Annotated in this window: 1 protein-coding gene; it reads right to left on the minus strand. The window is 64.4% G+C overall.

From position 1 onward, the window contains the following. Positions 1 to 77: 77 nt before the first annotated feature. Positions 78 to 25,271 (minus strand): Ig-like domain-containing protein, encoded by a 25,194-nt coding sequence (locus QTL96_RS11565; protein ID WP_289727803.1) that lies wholly within the window; start codon positions 25,269 to 25,271, stop codon positions 78 to 80. Positions 25,272 to 25,297 lie beyond the last annotated feature (26 nt).

Raw genomic sequence — 25,297 nt, forward strand, 5'->3', positions numbered from 1 at the left:
TTCTCGCCTCGCCAGCAAGCTCATCCGGCCGGCGCTAGAAGGCTCGAGGAGACGGCGCAGCGTCGCCGCAGTCGGTATCATTGACCGCGCAGCGCGCTCCAGAGCCGGTCGCCTTGCCCGCTGTTTATGTTCGCTTCGGCCAACATTTGGCTGGAGAACAACGCCCCCGGCCCCAGTTCGGCGCGCCGGTCCCTGACATGGTCGAGCACTGTTCCCGTCTGCAGGTCGATGCGCAGCGTGTCGCTGACCGTACCGTCACGCGAGGTGCCCCATACGCGGATGTCGATCGATACGGCGCCGACGGGCGGGCGGCCGATAATCATGCCGCCATGCGTCACCGTCATCCAGTCCGGCAGCGCGCGCCCATCGGATAGCGTCACGCTGAAGCTCGTCTTCTCGGTCTGGCTGCCATAGGCGGGCAGGATGTAGAGGAAGTTCTCGTTGAAGATCGTATCGACCGTGAACCAGGTGCTATCGTCACCCGATCCGGCGATGTGAATATTCGATCCTCCCTTGAAGAAGCCGATGTGGATATCGTCGAGACGACGTCCGCTTTCGATCCATTCGGAGATCTGACGCACGGCATGCAGCACCGCGCCGTGGCGCGGCAAAGAGCCGATGCCGTTCAGAGGCTGAGCGGCGTTGACGACTGCGTCGATCGGACCATCCACCGTGATATCATCCGATATAGCGCCGAGATCGTCCATGATCTCCTTCGATGCGCCACCAATCTCCTCGGTCTCGTCACCGAAATCAGGCGCGCCGGGATCGTTCGCATCGATGGGGAACACGACCGGCGGATCCCTTTCGAGCGGCGGACGTTCGCCGGGCGGTGTTTCCGGCGGCGGTTCTGTCGGCGGCACGGCAGCACCCACGGCAATCGTGACCGTGTAGGTCGATGTCGCGTCGCCGTCGGAGACCGTGAAGGTGAAGCTGTCGCCACCCTCATAGCCGGCTGACGGCGTGTAGCTGTAGCTGCCATCCGGATTGACCGTGACGACGCCGTGGGCTGCGGCCGATCCAAGCTGGTAGGTGATCGGCGATCCCTCGACATCGAAGGCCGGCGGCAAGGTGCCTGTGACGGTCTGATCGCGCCCGACCGCGATCGCCGTGCCGGACCCGACAGGTGCGTCGTTGACGGGCGTGACCGTGACGAACACGCGGTAGACGACCGTCGCCCGACCATCGCTCACCGAATAGCTGAACTGGTCCGTGCCGTTGAAATTGCCGTTCGGCGTGAAGACATATCGGCCGTCGGCGGTGATCGTGACGACGCCGTGGGCAGGCCCGGCCGCAACCGCGTAGCTCAGCGGATCGCCATCGGGGTCGGTGGCGGCGGGAAGCGTGCCGGTAAACGTCGTATCTTCGGCAATCGTCAGCGTCGTATCACTGCCGACGGGGGCACCATTGGCCGCGCCAATGGAAACCGTCACGGTGTAAACCGAGGTCGCCGTGCCGTCGGACACCGTATAGGTGAACTGATCGGCGCCGCTGAAGCCAGCGTCGGGCTGGTAGGTGTAGTTGCCGTTCGGATCGATGGTAACGGTGCCGTGGACGGGATTAGCACCGAGACCATAAGTGACCGGTGATCCCTCGACATCGGTGGCTGGCGGCAGGGTGCCGGTGGCAACGGTCCCCTCCTGCACGGAGATCGATGTATCCGAACCGACGGGAGCATCGTTGACGGCGGTGACGGTCACGGTCACGCGATAGATGTTGGTGACCGTGCCGTCGCTCACCGAATAGCTGAATTGGTCGGTGCCATTGAAATTGCCGTTGGGCCTGTAGCTGTACGTTCCATCGGCATTGATGCTGACCGTCCCGTGGCCGGCAGCGGCCGCCAGACCATAGGTGATGGCATCGCCATCGGCGTCGGATGCCGTCGGCAGCCGCCCGGTGAAGGTCGTGTCCTCGGCGAGCGAGATCGCGGTATCGGACCCGACGGGGGCGTCGTTGACGGGCGTGACCGTAACGAACACGCGGTAGACAACGGTCGCCCGGCCATCGCTCACCGAGTAGCTGAACTGATCGATGCCGTTGAAATTGCGATCGGGCGTGAAGGAATATTGCCCGTCCGCCGAAACAGTAACGACGCCATGCGCCGGTCCGGCGGCAAGGCCGTAGGTCAGCGCGTCGCCATCCGCATCGGTCGCGACGGGCAGTTGGCCGGTAAACGGCGTTTCCTCGGAAACGGTCAGCGTCGTGTCTTGCCCCGTGGGCGCGCTGTTGACGGCGCCGACCGAGACGGTGACGGTGTAGATCGATACCGCCGTTCCGTCGGAGACCGAGTAGGTGAACTGATCGCTGCCGCTGAAGCCACTGTTTGGCTGATACGAGTAGCTGCCGTTTGCTCCGATCACCACGGTGCCGTGCGCGGCCTGCGCGCCCAGTCCATAGGTGACCGGGCTTCCCTCGATATCATAGGCCGGCGGCAGATTGCCGGTCGCGACCGTGCCCTGCTGCGCCGAGATTGACGCGTCGGATCCGATCGGCGCATCGTTGACGGCGCTGACGGTCACCGAGACGCGGTAGACGTTGGTCGCCGTGCCGTCGCTGACGGAATAGCTGAAGCTGTCGGTGCCGTTGAAATTGCTGTCGGGGGTGTAGCTGTAGGTCCCGTTGGCATTAATGCTGACGGTCCCGTGGCTTGCCGCGCCGGCGAGAGCGTAGGTGACTGGATCGCCGTCAGGATCGACGGCCGGCGGAAGCTGACCTGAGAAGGTCGTATCCTCGGCAAGCGAGATGGCTGTATCGGCGCCGATCGGCGCGTCGTTCACATTCTGAACGTCGATTGTAACGGTATAGGACACCGTTACGGTTCCATCGAACAAGGTGTAGGTGAACTGGTCCGGCCCGGCATAGTTTGCCTGCGGCACGTAGCTGAAGGTGCCGTCGGGATTGACCGTCACGGCCCCATGGGCCGCCGGCGTGCCGAGGCCGTAGACGATGGTGTCTCCATCCGCATCGGAGGCTGATGGAAGCGAGCCGGTAAAGCTCGTATCCTCGGAGATGCTGATTGCCAGATCCGAGCCCGTCGGCGCATCGTTTTCGGCACCGACGTTCACCGTCACCGTGTAGACGGACAGCACAGTGCCGTCGGACACCGCGTAGGTGAACGTGTCCGTCCCAGAGAAATTGGCCGCGGGGACGTAGGTGTAGCGGCCGTCGGACTGCACCGTGGCCACGCCGTGGCTCGGACCGTTCTGCAGCAGATAGGTCAGCGGGTCGCCATCGCCATCGACCGCGCGCGGCAGCGTTCCAGACGCGGAGCCGTCTTCATCGACGGCGATCGAAACGTTGCTGCCAACCGGCGCGTCGTTGACCGCAGTCACCGTGATCGCGACCGTGTAGGTCGAGACCGCCTGGCCATCGGTCACCTGATAGGTGAAGCTGTCAGCGCCGTTGTAGTCGGCTGCCGGCACGTATCGATAAGTGCCGTCGGGATTGACGGTCACCGAACCATGCATCGGCTGGGTGCCAACGGCGTAGCGAACCGGATCCCCATCGACATCGCTGGCGGCCGGCAACACGCCGTCGAAGGGTATGTCCTCGGAGACGGTAATCGCGGTGTTCGATCCGACCGGGGCGTCATTGACAGGCGTCACGGTGATAGAGACCGTATAGGTCGATTGATCGATGCCGTCGGAGACGGTGTAGGTGAAGCTGTCGGTGCCGTTGTAGTTGGCATTCGGCCGATAGGTGTAGGTGCCGTCGGTGTTGACGGTGACCGTGCCGTGCGCGGCAGGCGCACCCAGCCCATAGGTCAGTGGATCGCCATCCGGATCGGTTGCGAGGGGAAGCGTTCCGGTGGCCAGGCCGTCTTCGGCAACGGTGATCGCGGCGTTGGAGCCGCTTGGCGGATCGTTAACTGCGCCCACGGTGACATTGACCACATAGGTCGTGGAATCGGTGCCATCCGAGACGCTGAAGCTGAAACTGTCGGAGCCGTTATAGCCGGGGGCCGGCGTATAGCTGTAGCTGCCGTTGGGGTTGATCACCACGGTGCCGTTGGAGGCCTGCGCGGTGAGCCCATAGGTGATCGGGTCGCCATCGGCGTCGGTGGCCGGGGGCAGCTGGCCGGTGACGGTTTCATCCTCCTCGGTGGAGATCGAGGTTCCCGAGCTCACCGGCGCGTCGTTGACCGCAGTCACGGTAATCGAGATCGTGTAGGTCGAGGTCGCCTGGCCGTCGGAGACGGTGTAGGTGAAGCTGTCGGAACCGTTGTAATTCGCAGCCGGCACGTAGCTGTAGGTGCCGTCGGCGTTGACCGTCACCGTGCCGTGCGCCGCCTGCCCGCCAAGTCCGTAGGTCAGGCTGGGGCTGTCCACGTCAGTCGCGACCGGCAGCTGGCCGTTCAGCGTCTGGTCCTCGGCCACCGTCACCGTCGCATCCGAACCGACGGGCGCGTCGTTGACCGGGGTCACGGTCACCGCGATCGTGACGGTCGTGATACCGCCCTGTCCGTCGCTGACGCTGATGTCGAAACTGTCGGTGCCGTTGAAATCGGTGTTGGGCGAGTAGAGGTAGCGCCCAGCGGCGTCGATGACGACAGTGCCGTTGCGCGGGCCTGTTGCGACCGCATAAGTCAGCGGGTCGCCATCCGGATCGGTGGCGGCCACCACGCCCGACACCGGCACGTCTTCCCGCGTCTGGATCATCGAGCCGCTCGCGACAGGGGCGTCGTTGACGGGCGCGAGAATGATCGTCGCCCGGTCGGTATCGGTCTGAACGCCCCCGGCGCCGCTATTGCCGCCGTCGCTGGTGACCATGGTCAGCGTCACCGGCGCATTCGAATTCAGGAGCGGATGATAGGCCGGGGCCGATGCGCCGGCGAGGTAGGCGTTGATATCGCCGAGCGTGCCTGTGAGCGTGATCACGCCCGAACCGTTGCCGGTCACGGCTACATTGCCGCCGGCGGCAGCCGTCAGCGTGCCGGCATCGACCGAGAGCGTCACCGTCATCGTGCCCGATCCGGCATCGACATCAGAGATCGACAGGCCGGCAAGCGGCAGCGCCGTATCCTCGGTGCCGTTGAAGGTCGCCGGCAGGCCATTGACCGGCGCGTCGTTGACGCCTGTCACCGTGCCGGTGACTGTGCCTTGCACGCTCAGGGTTCCGTCGGAAACCGTGTAGGTGAAGCTGGCATTGCCGGAAAAATCAGGTGCTGCTGCAAATGTCAGCGTGCCGTCGGAATTCAGCGTCACGGTTCCGAACACGAGAGCAACGCTGCCGCCGACGCTGATCGGCTGACCGTTGATCTCGGTTATCGTCAGCGTATCGCCATCGGGATCGCTGTCGTTGGCCAGGACCGGAACGACCACCTGGCCGTCTTCGGCGACAGTGAAGTTGTCGTTGACGGCGACAGGCGCGTCGTTGACCGGATTGATAGTGATGGTGACGGTCGCCGTATCGGTGCCGCCATTGCCGTCGTCGATGCGATAGACGAAGCTGTCAGTGCCGTTGAACCCGGTGGTCGGCGTGTAGGTGAAGGTGCCATCGGGATTGAGCACGAGGGCGCCATGCGCGGTATTCGTCACCAGCGAAACGGTGAGCGGATCATTATCGGGATCGGTGTCGGGGCCATTGCCGTTGGCGACGAGAACCGAGCCGCTCAACTGCCCGCCTTCGTTCATCGTGAAGAGATCGTTGACCGCGTCCGGCACCGGGTTCGTCACCGTCCAGGCAAAACTGCGAACCGCTTCGCCGCCGAGGCCGTCTCTCGCCGTAATCGTGACATTGTAGACCGCGCTGCCGGTCGCACCGGAGGCGTTCGGCAGGATGTTGCCCGTGATCTCGCCGGTCTGGGCGTTGTAGACGAGGCCCGGCGGTAGTCCGGTGATATCGAAGGTCAGCGGATCGCCATCGACATCGGTGAACTGAGCACCAACAGGCAGCACGATGGCTGCGCCGTCAAGGCTTGCCTGTGGCGGCAAGGCCGGCGCATTCGGCGCGTCGTTGAGGCCGGTGACGGTGACCGTCAGCGTCGCAGTGGCCACGCCGCCATGGCCATCGGAGATCGTGTAGCTCGCTGATGTCGTCGCTGTCGCACCTGCGGCAAGGCCGTCGAAGTCGGTGCCGGGGTCGAATGTATAGGAGCCGTCGGCGGCAATCAGGAAGCTGCCGCCGCCCTGGCCGGGGATTGCTACCCCGACATTACCGGTGGCCGCGCCGACGCCGACAACGGTCAGCGTGTCGCCATCCGGATCGCTGTCGGCACCTGGCCCGCCGACGATCACATTGCCTGAGATCGCGGTGTTTTCGGTGGTCGCGGCGGTATCGTCGACAGCTACGGGCGGATCGTTGACCGCGCCGACCGTGATCGTGATCGTTGCCGTGGCGGTGGCGCCACTGGGGTCCGTGACGACCACGACAAAGCTGTCAGTGCCGTTGAAATTGGGATTGGGGATATAGCTGTAGGTGCCGTCGGGGTTGACGACGGCGGTCCCGCTCGCGGCTGCGGTCTGAAGACCATAGACCAGCGTGGCCGGCGCGTCGTCGATGTCGGTGGCAACGATCTGGCCCGTCGCCGTGCCGTCTTCATTCATCGAGACCGCGACATCCTGCAGAACCGGCGCATCATTAACCGGGTTGACTGTCACGGTCACCGTATGCGTAACGACGGCGGTTCCATCAGAGATCGTATAGGTGAAGCTGTCCGCACCGTTGAAGTCCGCAGTCGGCGTATAAACGTAGGCGCCAGTCGGGTCGATCGTGACGCCGCCATGCCCGGGTTGGCTGCCGACCCCATAGGTCAGCGGATCGCCATCGACATCGGTCGCCGCCGGCAGCTGGCCGCTGAGGGCCGTGTCCTCGGCGGTCGAGACCGCGATGTCGGAGCCCACAGGAAGGTCGTTGGCGCCCGATACCGTCACCGTGAAGGTCGCGGTCGATGTGCCGCCCTGGCCGTCGGAGATGGTGTAGGTGATGCTGGTGGTACGCTGTTGGCCGGCCTTCAGATTGTCGAAGTCGGTGCCCGGCACGAATGTGTAGCTGCCATCGGTGCCGATCACGAACCGCCCGCCCGCCGAGCCTGCGATCGACGCACCGACATTTCCGGCAACGCCGTTGACAGCGCTGACCACGATCGTGTCGCCATCTGGATCGCTATCCGCGCCATTGCCGTTGTCGGCGAAGACCGAGCCGGCGATGTCAACGTTCTCGCCGGTGCTGGCGGCATCGTCGCGGGCGATGGGCGCCGGGTTGGTGACCCTGATGATGAAGGTCTGGCTCGCCGAGCTCGTGCCGTCGCTGGCGGAGACGGTGACGGAATAAGCGCCGCCATTGAGCTGCGACGCATCGCGGTCGACCGTTCCGGTGATGACGCCCTGCGACGAGATCGAGAGACCTCTCGGCAGGCCCGTCGCGGTGAAGGTCAGGCTGGGCGTATCGATATCGCTGAAGTTGCCCGAGACATCGAAGCTGATGGTCTGCGCATCCTGATAGGCCTGGTTGGCGATCGGCGTACCCACCGGTGCGTCATCGACTGGCGTGACGGTGACGGCCATGGTGTAGGTGACCGTCGAACGACCATCGGAGACGCTGTAGGTGAAGCTGTCGCTGCCGTTGAAGTTGGCTGGCGGTGTGTAGCGATAGCTGCCGTCGGCGCTGATGGTGACCACCCCATTGGCGGGCGGCGTGGCGATGGCATAGGTCAGCGCATCTCCATCGGTGTCGGTTGCAGTGGGCAGGAGGCCGGTCGCAACCGTATCTTCGGCGGTCCTGATGATGCCATCACTTCCAATCGGCGCGTCGTTGACGCCGACGACGGTGACCGACAGCGTCGCATTCGCCGTGCCGCCATTGCCGTCCGATACCGCGTAGGTGACCGAGGTAACCCGTGTTTCGCCGGCCTTGAGGCTCTGGAAATCGGCGCTGGGATCGAAGCGATAGCTGCCGTCGGCATTGATCACGAAGCTGCCGCCCGTCGAGCCGGCAACCACAGCACCGGGCGCGCCAGTACCCACAGCCGTGACGACGAGCGCGTCGCCATCAGCGTCGGTATCGTTGCCCAGTACGCCGGGCACAGCGCCGACAATGGCGGTGTCTTCATCCGTGGTTGCCGTGTCATCGATGGCGACAGGCGCGTCGTTGACGGCACCGATCGAGATCGTCGCGACCGCCGCTACCGAAGTCGCGCCGCCATCGTCCGTCACGGTGATCGAGACCGTCCGGTCTCCCGTAGTCGGGTTGTCACTTCTGTTTTCATATTGAATGGCGCGCAGCAGGGCGCTGGTCGCCGCATTGCCCATCGTGCCGCCAGCCGCATTGGTGATGGCGAGCGCATTGGCGCCGTCATAGCTAAAGCGGAAGGTCGTGCCGCCGAAGATGATCGTGCCGGTGTTGGCCGTACCGTAGACGATGTCGACGGAGCCGTTCAGGTGGATGATCTCGGAACCTGCATTGGCAAAGCCGCCAAGCGCGAGGTTCAGCGACGTGATGCCGTTCTCGACATCGAACACGGTTGCGTCGCCGCTGGCGATCGCGACCGGCGCATCACCCTCGTTGAAGGAGACGGCGATGTCGACGCCCGCGCCGGCGCCGTTGAGATCGACGACACCGACATCGTTCACCGCCGCGACGGTGATGACGATCGATGCTTCCGCAAAGCCGCCATTGCCGTCGCTGATGCGGTAGGTTACCGGCACAGTGCCGTTGAAATCGGCCGCCGGCGTGAAGGTCAGCGATCCGTCGCCGTTGAGGCGGATGACGCCGCCCGCGACGGCAACCGTGCCATTGATGGCAATCGGCTGGCCGTCGATCGCCACGATCGTCAGCGGATCGCCGTCTGGATCGACATCCACGCCGCCGCCGGCCGTACCGACACCGGTGATCGGATTGAAGGTAACGGCGGTATCTTCATTGGTCGCGACAGCGTCATTGGCGGCGATCGGCGCCGGGTTGCTGACGGAGAAGACGAACTGCGTCGAGACCTGGCCGCCATGGCCATCGTCGGCGGATACCACGACAGTGTATGGGCTGCCCGTCGATGCATTGGCATCCAGCGTGCCACTGATAAGACCGGTGGCCGGATCGAAGCCCAGGCCGGGGGGCAGGCCATTGACTGCGATCGCCAGCGTATCGCCATCGACATCGCTGAAGAAGCCCCTGACGTCGAAGCTGACGGCTGAGCCATCTGCCTGTGCGCGATCGGGGATCGGGGTCGCCACGGGCGCATCGTTTACGGGATCGACCGTGACGGTCACCGTCGCCGTGTCGCTGCCGCCATTGCCGTCGCTGATCGTGTAGGTGAACGAGGCGGTGCCGGCGTAGTTGGCCGCAGGCGTGAAACGCAGTACTTGCGCGCCGTTGACCAGCACGAGCTGCACCGAGCCGTTGGAAATCGGAACGGCCGCGCCATCGACGCTCAGGTTGACGCCGTTGACGAGAACTATGCTCCTGGCATCGCCGTCGGTGTCGACATCATTTGCGAGCACGTCGATATCGACAGGCTGGTCTTCCAGCGTTCTTGCCGTGTCGTTCATCGCGTCGGGCGCGATGTTGCGGATAACATAGGTGAAATCGGATTCGGCGGTGAGGCCGCCGTCGTCGGTCGCGATGACCTTGACCAGGTAGTTGGAGAGGCCCATCGGGCCGGATGCGCCGGCGCTGATCCGGCCGCTGATGATGCCGGTCGCCGGATCGAAGGTCAGGCCCGGTGGCAGGCCTTGCACGTCGTATGTCAGTACGCCGCCCTCGGGATCGGCGAAATAGCTCGAAATGTCGAAGCTGATCGTATCGCCGTCATTGCGCTCCATATCGGCGATCGGGGTTTCGATCGGCGCGTCATTCTGGGCACCGACCGTGATGGTCAGCACGCCGGTGCTGAGACCGCCCTGACCGTCGGTCACGCGGTAGACCACCGTGTCGATGCCGTTGAAATCTTTTGCGGGCGTATAGTTCAGCGTTCCATCGCTGTTGACCGTCACCGTGCCGTGGCCGGCCTGCGGCGCGAAAGCAGGATCGATCATCAGCACGTCGCCGTCAGGATCGGTATCGTTTCCAAGCACGTTGATGTTGAGAAGGGGCACGTCCTCGGTCGTGGTCGCCGTATCGTTGACCGCGGTCGGAGCCGGATTGGTGACGGTGAGATTGAAGGTTGTCCTGAACGTGCCGCCCTGGCCGTCGTTCGCCACTACTGCCACCGTATAGATCGGGCCACCCTTCGACGCGTCGGCGGCGATCGTGCCGGTGATAACCCCATTCGCGTCCATCGACAGGCCTGCCGGCAGGCCGGATGCCGTAAAAGTCAGCGTATCGCCGTCGACGTCGCTGAAGAAATCGCTGACATCTATCGGCTTTCCATCGAGCGACTGGCCATCGGCGAGTGTCACCGCGGGGATGGGCGTTGCCGTCGGATTGTCGTTGATGCCGGTGACGGTGACGGTGATCGTCGCCGTATCGCTTTCGCCATCGGCATCCGTCACGCGGTAGGTGACCGACGTCGTGCGGGTCTCGCCGGCGCCGAGATCGGCGAAATCGGTGCCCGGGTTGAAGGTGTAGCCACCCGTGGCGCTGACAGTGAAGGTACCGCCATTCGATCCGGCGACCGGCTGGCCGACACTGCCCGCCTGGCCGTTGATCCGATCGATGATCAGGGCGTCGCCATCGGGGTCCGTATCATTGGTCAGCGCATTGCCGCCGCCGCTGGTGTTTTGACCAACCGAGAGGACATCGCTGAACGCCTTGGGCGGGAAGTTGCTGATGATCCAGGTAATCGTCCGCGAAATCGTGCCGCCATGTCCGTCCGATACTGTGATCGTCGCGACATACGGTTCGGGACGCGAGGCGTTGTTCGGAAGCGGACCAGAGATCACGCCGGTCGCGGCGTCGATCTGCAGGCCGGGCGGGAGATCGGTCGCAGCATAGCCCAGCGTATCGCCATCGCGATCGGAGAAATAGACGCCGGCATCGAAGGAGACGGTCTGGCCGTCGCTGTCCATCTGGGCCGGAAGCGGACCACTGACATCGGGCGCGTCGTTGACGGCATTGATCGTGATCGTAACCGTCGCCGTCGAGACGCCGCCCTGCCCGTCGGAGATCGTGTAGATGATCGTGTCGGTACCGTTGAAATCGGCAGCCGGGACATAGGTGATCGCACCGTTCGCCGCGAAGGTCAGCGTCCCGTGGCCGGCTGAGGCAGCAATCAGGCTCAGCGTATCGCCATCCGGATCGGTGTCCGCGCCGGCGGTGCCGCTCGCCGTTCCAGCGCCGGTGATGACGTTGAATGTCGCGGATTGATCCTCGTTGATCGCGAGATTGTCGTTGACGGCGGTCGGGCCCGGATTGGTCACCTGGAGCTCGAAGGTCTGGGACACGGACGCACCTGTCCCGTTTGGCCCGTCATGCGCCGTGACCGTGATCTGGTAGAAGCCCGAGGCGCCGCCCTGGCTGGCGTTGTGATCGATCGTGCCGAAGATGAGGCCGGTTGCCGCGTCGAAGCTCAAGCCGGCAGGCAGGCCTGTGATCGTGTAATTCAGCGTATCGCCATCGGGATCGTCGAAGAAATCAGAGACGCGATAGATCAGCTGCTGGCCATCGGCACGCACGCGATCCGGTATCGGGTTGGTCCCCTCGGGCGCGTCGTTCTGCGGGATGATCGTGATGGTCACCGTCGCGGTATCGACGCCGCCATTGCCGTCGTCGATCGAGTAGCTGAAGCTTTCCTGGCCGTTGTAGTTCGCGTTCGGCGTGAAGCGTAGCAGCGGCCGATCGGTTGGGCCGGCGACCAGTCGAACCGTGCCGTTGGTCGTCGCCACGGCCGGGCCGTTCAGCTGCAGCACCACATTGTTGACGCGGATGACCTCGTCATTGTCGCCATCCGGATCGCCGTCATTGGCGAGCACGTCGATATCGACGGGCGTATCCTCGTTCGTGGTCGCGAAATCGTCGCGCGCGATCGGCGGCAGGTTGAGGATGGTGTAGTGGAAGGTAACCGAGGTCGTGCCGCCCTTGCCGTCCGATGCAGTCACCGTCACCGTATAGACGGCCTCGCCCGTCGGGCCCGAGGCTTCCGGCGCGATGCGGCCGGAGACAAGGCCGGTGGCCGGATCGATGGTCAACCCCGCAGGCAGGCCGCTCGCGGCATAGGTGAGCGGATCGCCGTCGGCATCGGAGAAGAAGGACGAGATATCGAGACTGTCGGTGTCTCCGTCGTTCCTCGTACGATCGGCGATCGGCTGGCCGACGGGTGCGTCGTTGACCGCAAGCACGGTGACGGTGACCGTCGCGGTCGCCGTTCCGCCGTTTCCGTCGGAGATCGTGTAGGTGATCGTATCGGTGCCGTTGAAATTGGCGTTCGGCTGATAGGTGATCTGGCCGCCGGAGCCGAGCGTCACCGTGCCGTTGGCGGCACTGGCCACCGTGACCGTCAGCGGATCTCCATCGGGATCGCTATCCGGCACGCCGCCGCTCGCCGAACCATCGAGCACGTTGAAGGTGAGCGGCGTATCTTCCGTCGCGGTGACCGCATCATTGACGGCGACCGGCGGCGGGTTGCTGACCGAGAACGAGAAGCTCTGGCTGGCCGTGCCGCCATGGCCGTCATTGACGCTGATGGTCACGGTGTAAACGCCATTGCCCGTTGGCCCGCCGACGCTCGCCTGGCGATCGATCGTTCCCGTCACCACGCCGGCGGCGTTGATCGACAGGCCGACCGGAAGACCGCTTGCCGAATAGGTCAGCGTGTCGTTGTCGGCATCCGTAAAGAAGCCGGAGACATCGAAGGTAACGGCTGCGCCATCGGCGCCCGACCGGGCCGAGAGCGGCGTGCCGACCGGTATATCGTTGACGCTCGCGACATTGACCGTGACCGTATATTCGTTGCTGCCGCCCTTGCCGTCGCTGACGACATAGGTGAACCGGTCGGTCCCGTTGAAATTGGCCGATGGCGTGTAGCTGTAGGTGCCATTCGGATTGACGACAACGGTGCCATGGGCCGGCGTGGTACTGCCGACGGCATAGGTGATCGCATCGCCGTCGACGTCGGTTGCCGTCGGCAGTGTGCTTGAGATCACCCCATCTTCATCGACCGAGACGGTGGTATCGGAGGCAACGGGCGCGTCGTTGACCGGCGTAACCGTACCGTTGACCGTGGCCGTCGCGGTGCCGCCATTGCCGTCCGATATGGTGTAGGTGAAGGATGGGGTGCCGTTGTAGTTCGCAGCCGGCGTGAAGGTCAGCGTGCCATTCGCATTGAGCCTGACGCTGCCGCCGGTGATAGCCACGGACCCGCCGGATGCAATCGCGGTCCCGTTGATCGCGGTCACATTGAGCGCATCGCCATCCACGTCGCTGTCGTTGCCGCGGACATCGAAGGTCACGGCCGTATCTTCAAGCGTGGTAAAGCTGTCGTTAACGGCAACCGGCGCGTCGTTCACCGGCGTCACGCTGCCGCTGACGGTGGCGGTCGCGGTGCCGCCATTGCCGTCCGAGACCGTGTAGGTGAAGCTCGGGCTGCCGTTGAAATTCGCCGTCGGCGTAAAGGTCAGCGTGCCGTTGGCGTTCAGCCGCACCGTGCCGCCGGTGACGGTAACCACCCCGCCGGCCGCGATGTTGGCGCCATTGATGGCGGTCACGGTGAGCGTGTCGCCGTCGATATCGCTGTCATTGCCAAGCACATCGAAGGTGACGGCCGTATCCTCTGCCGTCGTGAAGCTATCGGCCACAGCGACGGGGATATCGTTGACCGGCGTTACCGTGCCGCTGACGGTGGCGGTCGCGGTGCCGCCATTGCCGTCGGAAACGGTGTAGGTGAAGCTCGGGCTGCCGTTGAAATTCGCCGTAGGCGTGAAAGTCAGCGTGCCGTTCGCGTTCAGCGTGACGCTGCCGCCGGTGATCGCCACGGAATTGCCGACCGTGATGCCGGTGCCATTGATCTGCGTGATCGTCAGCGCGTCACCATCCGGATCGCTGTCATTGGTAAGAACGGCGATGGTAACGGCCTGGTCCTCCGGCGTCGTGAAACTATCGTTCTGCGCGACCGGCGGATCCTGAACCGGGTTGACCGTACCGTTGACCGTTGCCGTCGCCGTGCCGCCGTGGCCGTCGGAGATGGTGTAGCTGAAGCTCGGATTGCCGTTGTAGTTGGCCGATGGCGTAAAGGTCAGCGTGCCATCGGCATTCAACCGGACACTGCCGCCGGTGACGGCGACCGAGCCGCCGGACGCGATGTTCGAGCCGTTGATCTGGACCACGGCAAGCGCGTCGCCATCGACGTCGCTGTCGTTGGCGCGCACATCGAAGGTGACCGCCGTATCCTCGTTGGTGGTGAAGCTGTCGTTGGCGGCGACCGGCGGATCCTGCACCGGGTTGACGGTGCCGGTGACCGTCGCGCTCGCCGTGCCGCCCTGGCCGTCGGAGACCGTGTAGGTGAAGGTCGGCCTGCCGTTGTAATCGGCCGTCGGCGTGAAGGTCAGCCGGCCATCGGCATTGAGCGTGACCACGCCGCCGGTGACGGCCACCGAGCCGCCCGTGACGATGGCGGTGCCATTGATCGCCGTGACAGCAAGCGTGCCGCCATCGACATCGCTGTCATTGGCGCGCACGTCGAAGGTGACGGATGTGTCCTCGTTGGTGGTGAAGCTGTCGGCCACCGCGACCGGGGCATCGTTCAGGCCAGTGACGGTTACGGTCACCGTCGCCGTCGAGAAGCCGCCCTGGCCATCGGTGATCGTGTAGGTCACGGTCGTGACCCGCGTCGCGCCGGCGGCGAGATCGTCGAAGGCGGTGCCGGGATTGAAGGCGTAGGTGCCGTCGGCGTTGATCGTGAAGATACCACCGTTCGAGCCGGCCACGGCCTGGCCGACACCGGCGCCGCTGCCGCCGACCGCCGAGACGGAAATCGGGTCGCCATCGGGATCGGAATCGACACCGTTGCCATTATCGGCGAAGACGGAGCCTGCGAGTGGGCTATTCTCGGTCGTCGCCAGATTGTCGGCGGCGGCCGCCGGCGGCGGGTTGAGGACGGCCCAGGTGAAGCTGCGGTTCGCTGTCGCCCCGCTGCTGTCGGTTGCCGTCACCGTGACGGCATAAGGACCGTTGACGCTGGCGCTGCGGTTGATGGTACCGGAGATGACACCGGTCGTGGCGTTGATCGTCAGGCCCGGAGGAAGACCGGTCGCGGTGAAGGTCAGCGTGTCGCCGGTATCGGGATCGCTGAAGTTGCCGCCGACATTGAGCGTCACCGTCTGCGCGTCGTTGCCGGTCTGGTTGGCGATCGGCGTCGAGATCGGCGCATCGTTGACACCCGTGACTGTCACCGTGACGGTCGCCGTCGAGAAGCCGCCATGGCCGTCGGACAGCTGGTAGGTGACGCTGGAGATGCGGCTCTGGCCGGCCGGAAGGTCGGTAAAGGCCGTGCCCGGGTTGAACACCGCCGCGCCGTTGGCGCCGATCGTGAACGTGCCGCCGTTCGAACCTGTGACTGCAAGACCGACATTGCCGGCGACGCCGTTGATGGCCGAGACCTGCAGCACGTCGCCATCGACATCGGTGTCGTTGGCGAGCACATTCAGGCTCGTGCTGACGCCGGCATTGGTCTGGGCGGTATCGTTGACGCCGACGGGCGCGTCGTTGACCGAATTGACCGTCACGCTGACCAGATATTGCACCGTGACGGTGCCGTCGCTGACGCTGTAGGTGAAGCTGTCGGTGCCGTTGAAGTTGGCGGATGGGGTATAGATATAGGTGCCGTTAGCGTTGACCACGACGGTGCCGTGCGACGGCGCGATCGATCCGGCGCCATAGGTCAGGCTGTCACCATCGACATCGGTGGCGACGGGCAGCGTGCCGGAGAAGGCAGTATCCTCGTTGGTGGTGATCGCCGTATCGGAACCGACAGGCGCGTCATTGACCGGGGCCACTGATATCGTCGCCGTATCGGTATCGGACAAGGCGCCACCGCTGCCGGTGTTGCCATTGTCGTTGGTCACCATCGTCAGCGTCACCGCGCCATTGGCGTTGGCGGCGGGGTTGAACACCGGCCGGGTGCCGGCTGCGGCAAGGAAGCCGTTGATGTTGGAAAGTGTGCCGGTCAGCACCAGCGTGCCCGATCCGGAGCCGCTGACCGTGACGCCGGAGCTGCCGGTGGCGGCGAGCGTGCCGGAATTGACGCGGAGCGTCACGGTGATCGAGCCGGAGCCGGCATCGACATCAGCGACCTGCAGGCCGGCCAGCGACAGCGCCGTATCCTCATTGGTGCCGAAGCTCGCGGGCAGCGTGTTGACCGGCGCATCATTGACGGCCGTGACGTTGAAGGTGAAGCTGTTCGGGCTCTGGTCGGTATCCTGGCCGCCATTCGCGGTGCCGCCATTGTCGCGGACCTGGAAGGTGAAGGAGGCGAGCGCCGTGCCATTGGCATTGGCTGCCGGTGTGAAGGTGAGGTTGCCGAGATTGGCGGCGGAGATCACCTGGCCGGCGGTGACGGCGGTGCCGCCGAGCGAGAGAACGCCATTGGTCGGCAAGGTGGTGATGACCACGGCGGCAAGGCTGTTGGCCGGGCTGTCGTTGGGATCGGTAAAGCCGAAGCTTGCGGCCGAGAAGGTGTAGACGCTGTCCTCGTTGATCGTGACAGTATTGTCGGTGCCGGCGGGCGCATCGTTGACCGATGTAATCGCGATCGTTGCCGTATCGATATCGACCAGCGAGGGGCCGCCGGTGTTTCCATTGTCGTTGGTGGTCATCGTCAGCGTGACGCTGGCGGTGGAATTGGCAGCAGGCGTAAAGCTCGGACGCGTCGCGCCGGCTAGATAGGCGTTGATGTCGGTCAGCGTGCCGGACAGCGTGAGAGCCTGCGATCCGGAACCGCTCACCGAGACACCGCCGGCCCCAAGCGCCGAAAGCACTCCGGAATTGACCGACAGCGTCACCGTCATCGTGCCGGAGCCGGCGTCCTGGTCGCTGATCTGCAGGCCGGCGAGGCCGAGAGACGTATCCTCGATCGCGGTGAAGGATGGCGGCAGCGTATTGATAGGTGGCGTATTCACCGAAGCGACGGCGACTGTAACCTGCGCGGTCTCAGTCACCCCGCCCGACGTGACGGTATAGGTGAAGGTCGTCACGCCGTTATAGTCGAGCGTCGGCGTGAAGATCAGCTGGCTGGAGGCATTCAGCCGCACCGTACCGTTGGCAACGGTGACCGCCGCCCCGCCTGCCGTGATCGCGGTGCCGTTGACGGCGGTGATCGCGCGGCCCGGGTTCTCGAAGCTATCGTTTGCGAGGACCGAGATGACGGCTGGGACGTCCTCATCCGTCGACACGGAATCATTGGCGATGTCGGCGACAGGGGTGATGGTCACCGGTATGGTGTTGGTGGCACTGAGCGAACCGTCGGAGGTCTGCACGGAAATCTGCGCCGATCCATTGTAATCGGCAACCGGCGCATAGCTTGCGCCCGCGAGCGCCGTGTTGATCGCTGCGGTGGTGCCGGTGAAGGTCATCGTCTGGTCGGCCGTGCCGTCGCCCGCGCTGAACGACAGACCTGATGTGCCAGACAGCGAGAAGGAGCCGTTGGTGACGGTGACCGTCACCGTCAGCGTTCCATTGTCGACATCGGAGACGACGATCGCATTGCCTGCGGAGGATGAGAAGACGATGGAGGTGTCTTCCGCCGTCGTCTGTGCTGTCGGCACGGTGTTGACCGGTGCGTCGTTGACCGGATTGACCACGATCGTCACCGCCGCGGTTTCCGTCACGCCGCCGGAAGTGACCGTATAGGTGAAGCTCGTCGTGCCGTTGAAATTGGCTGCCGGCGTATAGGTGATCGTGCCATCGGCGGCGAAAGTGACGGTGCCCTGGCCGGCCGGGGGCTGCGTGACCGATGTGATCGCCCTGCCCGCATTTTCGAAATTGTCGGCCGACGCGCCGTTCGTGCCGGTGATGGCGTTGAAGGTGATGGCCGTGTCTTCGTTGGTCGTCAGGTTGTCGGCGACGATATCGGCGACCGGCGTGATTGTTATCGCCACCGTATCAGTGTCGGTCAAAGAGCCATCCGTCGTCTGGATGGTCAGCTGCGCCGCGCCGTTGTAGTCGGCGGTGGCGGTGTAGGTGAGGCCCGAAAGAGCCGCGTTGATCTGCGCGGCGGTGCCGGACAAGCGAACCGAAGACGTGCCGTTGTTGGCAATCATCGCGCCGGTCCCCGTCGTCACGTTGGCGATACCGTTGGTGACTGTCACCGTCGTGGTCAGCACGTCGCCATCGACATCGGCGACCGATACGCCCGATACGACCAGCGGCGTATCCTCGGCGACCGTTTGGGCGCCCGGAACGGTATTCACCGGCGCGTCGTTGACCGGAACGATGGTCACGTTGACGGTCGCGGTCTCGGTCACGCCGCCGGAGGTGACCGTATAGGTGAAGCTGGTGCTGCCGTTGACGTTGGCGGATGGCGTGAAGGTCAGCGTGCCATCGGCGTTGAGGCGAACCGTGCCGCTGGTGACGTTGACGACGCCGTTCGCAACGATGGCCGAGCCATTGATCGCGGTGATCGTGTGGCCAGCGTTTTCGAAGCTGTCATTGGCATCGACGGCGATCACCACCGCCGTGTCCTCGTTGGTCGTGGCCGTATCGTTGGCGATATCAGCGACGGCGGTTATTGCGATTGTCTGCGTATCGGTGTCAGTCAGCTGGCCGTCGCTGCTCGTCATCGTCAGCGTCACGCTACCGTTGAAATCGGCGACCGGGGCGTAGCTCGGTCGCGCGGTGCTGGCCAAATAGGCGTTGATGCTCGTGAGCGTGCCCGACAGCGTGATCGTGGCGGTGCCCGAACCGGTGACCGTCACGCCCGAGCCGCTTGCGGCCGTCAGCACGCCGGAGCCGACCGACAGCGTCACCGTCGCAGTCCCCGAGCCGATATCGGGATCGGCCACCGAGAGGCCGGTCAGCGACAGCGTACCGTCCTCGTTCATTGTCCAGCCGCCTGATGGCAGCGTGTTGACCGGCGCGTCGTTGACAGGCGTGACCGCGACCGTCGCCACCGCCGTGTTCGACGACGCCGCGCCGTCGGATACGGTGACGTTGATCGAGCGGGTGAGCGCACCCGGATCATCGGAGGTCGAGGCATAGCGGATCTGGCCAAGCGCCGTTTGGTAGGCGGCCTTTGTCGCCGAGCCGGTCAAGGTGAGCGTGTAGGTCGAGGCATTGTAGCTGGCGGTGATGCCAGATGGCAGCGTGCCGGTGACCGCCAGCACGTCGCCGGCCTGTCCATTGGAAATGATGATTGTCGCCGATGCCATGTTGGTATTGTCGACGTCGGCGACGAGAACACCGGTGTTGACGATGGCGACGCCAGCGGCGTTTTCCGTGTAGCTGGTGGCGTAACCGGTGCCGGCTGCGGATGTGTCGAGGTCGAGCGTCGGCGCGTCGTTGACGGCGATGACGGTGATCGTTGCCGTGTCCACGTCGGTCAGCGCGCCGCCCGAACCGGTGTTGCCGCCGTCGTTGGTCGTCATCGTCAGCGTGACCGCACCGTTGAAATCGGCCACCGGCGTGTAGACCGGTCGCGCGGTGCTGGCGAGATAGGCGTTGATGCTGGCAAGCGTGCCCGACAGCGTGAGCGACGAGGTGCCGGAGCCGCTGATCGTGACACCCGCACCGGATGCGGCGGTCAGCTGCCCGGAATTGACGCCGAGCACGACGGTCATCGTGCCGCTGCCGGCATCGACATCCGAGATCGCAAGGCCGGTCAGCGCAAGGGCCGTATCCTCATTGACCGACCAGCCGCCCGCCGGCAGCGTGTTGACCGGTGCGTCGTTGACGGGATCGATGGTGATGGTGCGCGTGTCGATATCGGTAAGCGCGCCGCCGGAGCCGGTATTGCCACCATCGTTGGTCGTCATTGTCAGCGTCACCGAGCCGCTGGCATTGGCGGCCGGGTTGAACTGCGGGGCGGCGGCCGACGCCAGATAGGCGTTGATCGCCGAGAGCGTGCCCGACAAGGTCAGCGACGCCGATCCCGATCCGGAGATGGTGACACCGGCGCCCGAGATCGCGGAAACCGAGCCGCCGGAGACAGCGAGTGTGACCGTTATCGTGCCGGTGCCGGCATCGACGTCGGAGATCGACAGGCCGGATAGCGCGATGGACGTGTCCTCGCTGGTGCTCCAGCCGGATGCCGGCAGGCTGTTGACCGGCGCATCGTTGACAGCGCTGACATTGACCGTGACGGTGGCCGTCTCGGTGACGCCACCCGCGGTCACCGTATAGGTGAAGGTCGTCTGTCCATTGAAGTTCGCGGATGGTGTATAGACCAGCGTCCCGTCGGCGGCGAAGGTGACGCTGCCCTGCCCGGCCGGTGGCTGCGTGACCGACGTGACGGCGCGGCCGGGATCCTTGAAGGTATCGGCGGTGGCGCCGTTAGTCCCGGTGATGACGTTGAAGGTGATTGCCATGTCTTCGGCCGTCGCCACCGTATCCGGCGTGATATCAGCCACAGGCGTGACCGTGATCGCGACATTGTCCGTGTCCGTTAGCGAACCGTCGGAAGTGGAGACGACAAGAGTGTCCGAGCCATTATAATCCGCGCGGCCGGTGTAGCGCAGCGAGGCGAGCACGCTGTTGACCTGCGCAAGCGTGCCAGAGACGGTGACCGAGGTCGTACCGTTGCCGGTGACGGTTCCCGCGATGATGGAAGGCGACAGCGTGCCGTTCGCGACCGACAGGGTGACGGTGACCGAGCCGCTGTCGACGTCGCTCACCGAAATGCCCGAGATCGCCGTCTGCACGTCCTCGCTCAGCGTCACCGACGTCGGCACCGTATTTACCGGCGCGTCGTTGACGGCGATGACGTTGACCGTGGCGACCGCGACGTTGGAATTGGCGGCGCCGTCGTTGACCGTGACGTTGATGCTGCGCGGCGTGGTGGATGGGTTTTCCGAACTCGACAGGAAGCGGATCTGCTGCAGCGCCGTCTCGTAGCTGGCGCGCGGGGCCGAACCGCTGAGCGTCAGGGTGAAGGTCGTGGAATTGTAGCTCGCGGTGATGCCTGAGGGCAGCGTGCCGGCCACGGCCAGAAGGTCGCCCGCCTGGCCGTTGGTGATGACCGCGGACAGCGAGGCCATATTGGCGCTGTCGATGTCGGTGATCACGCCATCGGTATCGGCAATCGCAACGCCGGGGTCGTTTTCCGTGTAGGTCGTGGTAAAGCCGGTGCCGGCGCCCGAGGCATCGAGATCGAGGATCGGCGCATCGTTGACGGGCGTGATGTTGATCACGGCCGTATCGGTATCGGTCAGCGGGCCGCCGGTGCCGAAATTGCCGAGATCGCTCGTCGTCATCGTCACGGTGACGCTGCCATTGGCATCGGCCACCGGCACGTAGACGGGCGCCGCGCTTGATGCCAGGTAGGCGTTGAGATTGGCGAGCGTGCCTGTCAGCACCAGCGTGCCGGTGCCAGAACCTGAGACGGTGACGGAGCCGCCGGCCGTGGCGGTCAAGACGCCTGTCGGAACCTGCAGCCGGACGGTCATCGCCCCCGTCCCGGCATCCGGATCGGCGATCGACAGGCCTGTCAGCGCGACGCTGGTGTCTTCGTTAGTGGTCCAGCTCACGGGCAGCGTGTTAACAGGCGCGTCGTTTACGGCAGTGATCGCAACGGCAGTGACGGCGGTATTGGAATTCGCCGCGCCGTCATTGACGGTGACGCTGATGTTGCGTGACGCGGCGGCGCCATTGAGCGTCGGGTTGTCGGAGCTTGAGGTGTAGAGCACCTGGCGAAGCGCGGCCTCGTAATTCGCCTTGGTCGCCGAGCCTGACAGCGTCAGGGTGAAGGTGGTGGCGTTATAGCTGGCGGTGATCCCCGCTGGAAGGTTGCCGGTGACCGTAAGCAGGTCGCCGGCCTGGCCGTTGGTGATCACGATCGAGGCCGAGGCCATGTTGGTATTGTCGACGTCGACGACACTGCTGTTGGTGTTCGAGATCGCCACGCCAGCGGCATTTTCCGTGTAACCGACCGAATAGCCGGTTCCAGTCGTCGACCCATCTAGATCGAGCACGGGCGCGTCGTTGACCGGGTTGATGATGATGTTGCGCGTATCGACATCGGTGAGCGCGCCGCCCGTGCCGGTGTTGCCGTTGTCGTTGGTCGTCATGGTCAGGACGACCGTGCCGTTGGCATCGGCGACAGGAACGTAGACCGGCGCGGAAGCCGAGGCGAGATAGGCGTTGATATTGGCAAGCGTGCCGGTCAGCACCACGATGCCGGTTCCCGATCCCGACACGCCGACACTGCCGCCCGCCGTTGCCGTGATCGTGCCGGAGGCGACGCTCAGCGTGACCGTCATCGAGCCCGTGCCGGCGTCGAGATCGGTGACGGAAAGACCCGACAGCGCCAGGCTGGTGTCTTCGTTGGTCGTCCAGCTGGTGGGCAGGTTGTTGACCGGCGCATCGTTGACAGCGACGACCGCGATGGTGGAGGTGGCGACGGCCGACGACAGGCCGCCGTCATTGACGGTGACGTTGATGACGCGCGGCGTCGTGCTTGGATTGTCGCCGGTGTTGGAGAAAGTGATGGCCTTGATCGCCGTGGCGTAGCTCGCCTTGGTGGCCGAGCCCGTCAGCGTGACGGTGACCTGCCCGGCAACGGACGTATCGACCGATCCGGTGATGCCGCTCGGCAAGGTGCCGACGGTCAGCATATCGCCGGCCTGCGCGTTGGTGAGCACGATGGTCGCCGAGCGCATGTTGGTGCTGTCGAGATCGCGCACATCAGTTGCTGTGCTGCCGATCGACACACCGGCGCCGTTTTCGGTGTAGGTCGTCGTGTAGTTGACGCCGGCCACCGTATCGACGTTGCGGAAGGCGCTGACATTGTCGATGAAGATGTCATCCGTACTCGGTGTCAGCAGGCCGCCGGCTGCGGAATAGCTGAAGACGAGGTCGCCGGTGGCGACCACCGTCGAGGGCAGGTTGATGGTAACGGCGGTGCGGCCCCAGGCGGTGGTGCCGGCGGCTGATGCGGCAACGGTGGAGGGTGAGCCGGACGCGCCGTTGAAATAGGTGATGGTCGCGGTATTCGGCGTGCCGTTGAGCGTACCCGTGGTGATGCGTGCATAGAGCACGCCGCCGATGGTGACATCCACGGTTGCCGGCGTGTTGTTATCGTTGGAGATGCCGAGCAACAGATCGTTGCTCCAGCCCACATCGAAGGTCAGCTGTGCTGCACCAGACGGCGCAAGACCGTCAGTCCAACCTGACACGTTCGCTTGTGTGAGAGTGCCGGTTCCGCCATTGAGCGTCCAGGCAAAGCCGCCGTTGGCCTGCGCCCCCGCGGTGCCGCCAACCGACCAGCCTGTGGTGCCAGGCGTGCCGCCATTGGTGATGATCTGCGTCGGCGTCGTGCCGGAATTGAGGTCAACGATTGGTGCCTGGGCGTAGTAGCCGAAGTCGGCCGCGAGGTTGGCGGCGCCGATCGTGGCGAGCGCAAGCGATTGGGTCGTGCTTCCCGTCGTAAGCGTCGCCGTACCAAGCACACCGTTCGCGTCGGTGACGCGCACGATGTACTGGCCGGGGAGAACGCCGGTGAAGAGATAATTGCCGTTGGCGTCAGTCGTATCCGTCGCCAGAATGCGTTCGCCGGCACTGACCAGGCCGTCGCCATTGACGTCATCGATCAGCTGCACCGTGACGCCGCCGATGCCGCCATCGCCCGTGTTAAAGGTGCCGCTTTTATCGTTGTCGGCGAAGATCTTGTCGCCGATCGTACCCGTCGGCGGCGTCCAGCGCGCGGCATCGGAGATGTTGGTGAGCGCGGTAGTGCCATTGGTGGTGACCGTTACAGCCGATCCGATGGCAACACCCGTTACCGGGTTGATCTGGCGAATATCGGTGCCGACGAGATAGGTGTTGCCGTTGATGTCGCCGCCGCCCTGCGCACCTGTGCCGCCGGTGGCATTGGCGATGCTGTCGATGATTGCGCCGGTCGTGAGATTATAGCGGGTGATGCCAAGCGTGGTGATGCTGAGCAGCGTGTTGTTGGCCGAATCTATGGCGAAATCACCCCAGTCGTTCGCTGCCGTAATCTGCGCGCCAAATGCGGTCGCGCCGGCCATGGTGCGGCCGTTGTTGCTGAAGGTGATGCGGTAGATCTGGTCGTTGCTTCCCGAAACGTTCTCGACGCCGAGATAGAGGCCGCCGTTGAAGAATGTCGCGGCGCCGCCGCCGACGCCAGTCGTGCCCGTAACAATATTGGTCGCGGCGCCCGTGGTCAGATCGGAATCGACCAGGATGTGGGTGTTGTTGATGTAATCGTAGGCGAACAGAGCCTTGTTGCCTGCAACCGAGTTGCTGTCGGTGTAGTAGATCAGGCCAGTTGACTGATCGGCCGCCAGCGAGTTGATCGTGTCTGACATGGTAATGCCGCCGACGGACGTCGGTACCGTCGTGATCATCGTCGCCTTGCCGGTCAGGACATCGACGCTGTAGATCGAGCGCCCGGCCGAGACCAGTAAAGCGCCATTGCCGTTCGACGAGGCGATGTTCAGCGTATCGGCGTAGTCCGCATGGCTCTTGTCCGTGCCGATCAGGTCGGAGGCGATATCGCCATCGTGATATTCGAGATCCCAGTTGCCGCCGAGGGCAGCACTTCCCGTCGGATCGGTCGAGGCGGCGACGTCTGCGCCGGTGAGGTAGCCGAGCATTTTGACAGCGTTCGTGCCCGTTTCGCCCTCGGCAAAATTACAGCCGTAGACAAGAATATCGGCATTGTCGGTCAAGGAGCCGCGTATCGACGTCAGATCAGCGGCGTAATCGGTCGCCATCGTGGTTGCCGTCAGCGACGCGGAACCGAGCTGCAGGAAGCCTTCCTTGCCGTGCGATATGATGTGGATCGCTTCGACATCGTGCATAGACGATAGCGTTTCTGCGAGTTCGTGAACGCCATTCTCGTTCTGGTCTACCACGATGATCTTGAAATTGTCCCCTAGGTCTTTGACCAGCGCCTGATAGTCGGGCACGGAGGAATCGATCACCACCACCTGGCGCGGCTGTGCAACGGCTGACGTCTCGGGTGCTGCCGAAGCGGCTTGGTGTTCGGCGAGTGCGGCGACCAACGCGTCATGGCCATCGCTGGCGCCATCGTGCTGGGCCGTCTCGGCGGAGCCGTGATCCCCTTGATCCTGATGGGTTTTTTCCTGGGATTTTTCCACGGTCGCCGCGCCGGCAGCGTCGAATGCGATGCGTTGTTCCAACTCCATCAACATCGAGCCGTATTTCGGCTTGGCATTCCTACCCCGCACCTTTTCGATGCGGACAGGGGCGGGGCGAACGTAGCGTTCGTTCATGGGGTTTCCTCCACGACAGATCGTTT

Source organism: Rhizobium sp. S163 (assembly GCF_030380805.1).
Classification (GTDB): Bacteria; Pseudomonadota; Alphaproteobacteria; order Rhizobiales; family Rhizobiaceae; genus Rhizobium.

What these genes read in the sequence shown, in the direction of transcription:
- QTL96_RS11565 (WP_289727803.1), bottom strand. Translation starts at nt 25,271, where the DNA reads ATGAACGAACGCTACGTTCGCCCCGCCCCTGTCCGCATCGAAAAGGTG.